This is a genomic window from Holdemania sp. (genome assembly GCF_986127675.1).
On sequence record NZ_CFQZWI010000161.1, the window covers coordinates 1 to 4,204 of the forward strand.

At 53.9% G+C, this 4,204-nt stretch carries 5 protein-coding genes; 1 reads left to right on the forward strand and 4 read right to left on the reverse strand.

Annotation, left to right across the window (positions count from 1 at the left end):
- Both AC5OW4_RS14705 and AC5OW4_RS14710 read right to left on the reverse strand, forming a co-directional pair.
- Positions 1-1,084: cation:proton antiporter (locus AC5OW4_RS14705; RefSeq protein ID WP_493677160.1), on the reverse strand; the 1,084-nt coding region annotated here is incomplete at its 3' end.
- Between the two features lie 5 nt (positions 1,085-1,089).
- Positions 1,090-1,425, reverse strand: coding sequence for a hypothetical protein (locus AC5OW4_RS14710; RefSeq protein ID WP_006059125.1), 336 nt, complete (start codon positions 1,423-1,425; stop codon positions 1,090-1,092).
- A 107-nt stretch (positions 1,426-1,532) separates the two neighbouring features.
- Here AC5OW4_RS14710 and AC5OW4_RS14715 point away from each other — a divergent pair, with 107 nt between their 5' ends.
- A complete protein-coding gene (locus tag AC5OW4_RS14715; RefSeq protein ID WP_295769483.1) occupies positions 1,533-2,960 on the forward strand; it encodes a spore germination protein in 1,428 nt (475 codons plus the stop codon).
- A 72-nt stretch (positions 2,961-3,032) separates the two neighbouring features.
- On the opposite strand, the gene AC5OW4_RS14720 is transcribed toward AC5OW4_RS14715, so the two are convergent.
- Both AC5OW4_RS14720 and AC5OW4_RS14725 read right to left on the reverse strand, forming a co-directional pair.
- Positions 3,033-3,572, reverse strand: coding sequence for a flavodoxin domain-containing protein (locus tag AC5OW4_RS14720; protein ID WP_295769486.1), 540 nt, complete (start codon positions 3,570-3,572; stop codon positions 3,033-3,035).
- The gene (locus AC5OW4_RS14725; protein WP_195396436.1) at positions 3,569-4,048 is read right to left on the reverse strand and encodes a MarR family winged helix-turn-helix transcriptional regulator; all 480 of its coding nucleotides are present in this window, start codon (positions 4,046-4,048) and stop codon (positions 3,569-3,571) included. Before AC5OW4_RS14725 ends, AC5OW4_RS14720 begins: the two co-directional genes overlap by 4 nt.
- Positions 4,049-4,204 lie beyond the last annotated feature (156 nt).

Here is a 4,204-nt window from a genome sequence, read left to right on the forward strand (position 1 = left end):
CCTTCCGATCTCGCACGGTTTCCGCGTACTGCGGCACAACGGTCTGCGCGACGACGGTCAGACCAATCGCGACGCCGGCCTGCGGCAATAACGCCCAGCCCAGATACTTCTGCACCGGTTCGCTGGCATGCATGATCTTTGCCCCTGCCCAGGCGCCCAAGAACTTGCCGACCACGCGCATGACGACATAAATGATGCCGACCAGGCCGATCGAAGGCAGGATGCTCAGCTTCAGATCCGCCCCGGAAAGGACGAAGAACGCCATGAAGATCGGCGGCGTCAGGCGGTCGGCAATCGCCATGACCTTGTCGCTTTCGTTAGAGATGTTCGCAAAGACCGCGCCCATCGCCATGCACGTCAGCAGATCCGAGAAGCCAAACGTGCTGGAAACAAACAGCGCAATGAAGATAAACGCGTAGATCAGCGCCTGCCGGTTATCTTCATCATGGAAAAACTTCAGTGGAATCAACATCAGAAAACCCAGAACGGCGCCGCTGCCCAGCGAACCGAGAATCTCGATCACCGGATCCATCAGCTGCATCATCAGATTACCGCTGCCCGGGTTTTCGATCATCTGGGCGATCGCCACCGCGATACCGAAGCCGATTAACGCAACCGCATCGTCCAGCGCGACGACGCTCAGCAGCGTTTCCGTCACCGGCCCCTTCGCACGATACTGGCGGATGACCATGATCGTCGCCGCCGGCGCGGTCGCCGCCGCGATGGCTCCCAGCACAAACGAGAATGCCGGATCAAAACCGAAGGCGATCAGCGAGGCGATAACCAGCACGACCGCCACCATCGCTTCCAGAATCGCGATGACGATCGGCGTCATGCCGACGCGTTTGAAATAGCTGGCCTTGAATTCACTGCCGATTGAAAAGGCGATGAAGCCCAGCGCCACGCTGGAAATAAAGCCGAGCTGACTGAGCGCATCGGCGTGCACAAGATTTAAAATGGATGGACCGACGATCAGACCGCCGATCAGATAGCCGGTGACGTTCGGCATTTTAACCAGCTTCATCAGCCGGCCGAAAACCAATCCCGTCAGCAGCAGGATCGCTAAACTCATTAACTGCTGCATCGTGATTACCCCTTCTTCACAATGCCCTTAACATAGCTGACCGGCACCGTGAAGACGACGCCCGTGTTCGGCTCGTCCAGATTGCCGACGTTCTTCTCAATGATCTGCACCGCGTGTTCGACATCCTCATGATTGAGCACCATGAAGATCGTCTTACTGTTGACCTGCGAGTTGTTTAACAGCGCTCGCAGCGAGCCGAACAGATAATCGTGATCCGCCAACAGCCGCGCCATCCCCGCGCTGTCGATGATCGTCGCGCTGAATTTCTTTTCATTCGATAAGTCTTTCAGCAGCTGATCTAATTTATCAATCTGATTCATGACAAAAAATAATAATTCCATACAACGTCCCTCTTTTCTTAAAACCTGTTTTATTATAGCACCGGTTTTCCGTTTGACAAGGAATTTCCCCGCAAGAAAACCGCAGATTTGGGAATACTGGAAACGAGGTGATTTTTTTGGAAAAATCAAGCGCTTTCACCGTCGAGTTCTCCGCCGATCTGCACCGGCGGCTGCCGATTGAGGAGAGCTTTGACTGCGTCAGCACCGTCTTTGATCTCAAGCAAGGTCAGGGCGAGCTGATCTTTATCGACGGCTTCGCCAAGGACGAAGTAATGGAGAAAATCATGGAGCACATGATGAAGCTGGATCCGCTGGCGGAGGCTTCTGTCAGCGGCTGGCTGGCCCGACAGATCCCCTATCTGGAAGTGGAAGGCACGACCGATCTGGCCAAAGCAGTTGACGCCGTGTTGAGCGGAACGCTGTTGTTTCTGGCCGAGGGCGCGCAGGAAGCGGTGCTGATCGACGCCCGCAGCTATCCGGTGCGCTCGATGCAGGAACCGGAGGATGACCGCGTGCTGCGCGGCTCGCGTGATGCATTCGTTGAAACGCTCATCTTCAATACTGCTTTGATCCGCCGGCGGATCCGCGATCCGCAACTGATCTATGAATATGTTCAGGTTGGCAGCCGGTCCAAAACCGATGTCGTGCTGTGCTATCTGAGCGACAAGGTTGATCGAAAACTGCTGGAGAAGGTACGGACGAAACTGAATGACACCGAGGTTGATGGTCTGAGTCTGTCTCAGGAAAGTCTGGCGGAATGTCTGCTGCCCAGGCAATGGCTCAACCCGCTGCCGCGGATCCGCTTTACCGAGCGCCCCGATACTGCCAGCGCCAGTATCCTTGAAGGCAATCTGATCGTGCTGACAGACAACACGCCCTCAGCGATGATTCTGCCGACGCATTTCTTCGATTTCTTTCAGGAAGCCAATGATTATTACTTTCCGCCTTTGATCGGAACGTATTTAAAACTGGTGCGGATCCTGATCTTTTTCCTGACGTTATTCTTTACGCCCTGCTGGTATCTGGCGCTGCGCTGTCCCTGGCTGCTGCCGGAAAATCTGCATTTCATCCTGATCGAACAAAGTGCCGCAATTCCGGTATTAGCGCAGCTGTTGATCATTGAGGTGATGATCGACGGTCTGCGGCTGGCGTCGTTAAACACCCCTTCGTCTTTATCCAGCGCCTTCAGCATCCTCGGCGCAGTGATCTTGGGCGAATATGCCGTCAGCACCGGCTGGTTTAACGGCGAGGTCATTTTATATATGGCCTTTGTGGCGCTGAGCAATTATGCCCAGCCCAGCTTTGAACTGGGGTACAGCTTCAAATTCTTCCGGATGAGCTTGTTGATTCTGATCGCGCTGTTCGGCCCGTGGGGGCTGGTTTTGGGAACTGCCGCAATCATCATGCTGATGCTGAAGATCGACACATTGTCAGGCAACTACTGCTATCCGCTTTATCCCTACGACGGCACAAAGCTGCGCTCGCTGCTTTTGCGCAAGCCGGCGGACCATCGCCATCCCGGACAAAAACAATAAATTATTTTCCTTCATTTTCTCTGGAATCAAACGGCTGCGGCATGGATCACTCTCCCATGCCGCAGTCTTATCTTATTCGTTCATTTCATTCTTCAAGACGGAACAAAGCGGCTCCAAGGCGTTCGGATCGCACCAGTCGCAAGCCCCCCGCACTTCGCTTTCCAGCATTGCCCGCGCCCAGGGCTTTAGAGTAGCCGGATCTTTTTTAAGCAGTGATTTTTTCAGCATCCGGCACAGCGTGCGGTCCATAAAATTCATCTGCTGTTCATCATAACGCCCCCGGCCGTAAAATAACGCCGCATCCGGCAGCCTTTCGTTCAGCCAATGCTGCATCCGATTCAGTTCGTCCGCATCCGCCGGACTGGCGCCCACCGCAAATACGGCGATCATCTTCCCGTTTAAACGCGCCCGGTGTTTTTTCAGAAAATCTACGCCGGCCACCGTTCCAGCATACACGCCGCCCACCAGCACGATTCTTGCATAACGATCAAAATTTTTCGGATCAAAATTTTTTGTTTCCGCCAGATCGCTGGCTATCCGTTCCGCCAGCCACCTGGCATATTGCCGCGAAGCGCCGTACTTTGATTGAACCAGAACCAGAACTTTTTTCATGCCCGTTCTCCTTCCAGCGCGTCGATTCCCGCCGCTAATTTAACCAAAAGCTGAAAAAGCTGTTCCGTTTCCGCTTCGCTGAAATCCGCGAACAACGTCGCCAGCCGCTGTTGGAACAAAGTGCTCAGCGAATTAAAATAAGCCTCCAGCGCCGGCGTGGGTTCAATCCGTGAGGCGCGGCTGTCTGCGGCGTCAGGATGCACGCAAACAAATCCTTTTCGCTGCAGCGCTTCCGCCAGCTTTTTCACATTCTGACGCGAACAGCCTGACAATTTGCCTGACTGCGTGAGGGTCAGCTGCTGATCAGACTGCCGGACCATTGTTAAAAGCATGAACTGTTTCAACGTAACCTGCGGTATTTCATGATCAAAAACTGTCTGAAGCCGGTTCGCGGCGATCATCAGCTGGCTGAAGATCGCTTTTCGCTGATGTTCGGGCGTATCGGAAAAGCGCCTCACCAAATCGGAAATTTCCATGTTGTTCTCCTTTTACAGGTAACAAGTTACCTTTTTTGTTTCATTGTAACAAGCCGCGGCACAGCTGTCAATCGCCGCCGGCACACTTCAAGACGGCAAGGAATAGGGTAGAGGGAAAATAAATTTCGCCCCTCCCATTGCACCGTACGTACGGAT

Coding starts and splice junctions, on each gene's coding strand:
- AC5OW4_RS14710 (WP_006059125.1), bottom strand. CDS start 1,425: ATGGAATTATTATTTTTTGTCATGAATCAGATTGATAAATTAGATCAG.
- AC5OW4_RS14720 (WP_295769486.1), bottom strand. CDS start 3,572: ATGAAAAAAGTTCTGGTTCTGGTTCAATCAAAGTACGGCGCTTCGCGG.
- AC5OW4_RS14725 (WP_195396436.1), bottom strand. CDS start 4,048: ATGGAAATTTCCGATTTGGTGAGGCGCTTTTCCGATACGCCCGAACAT.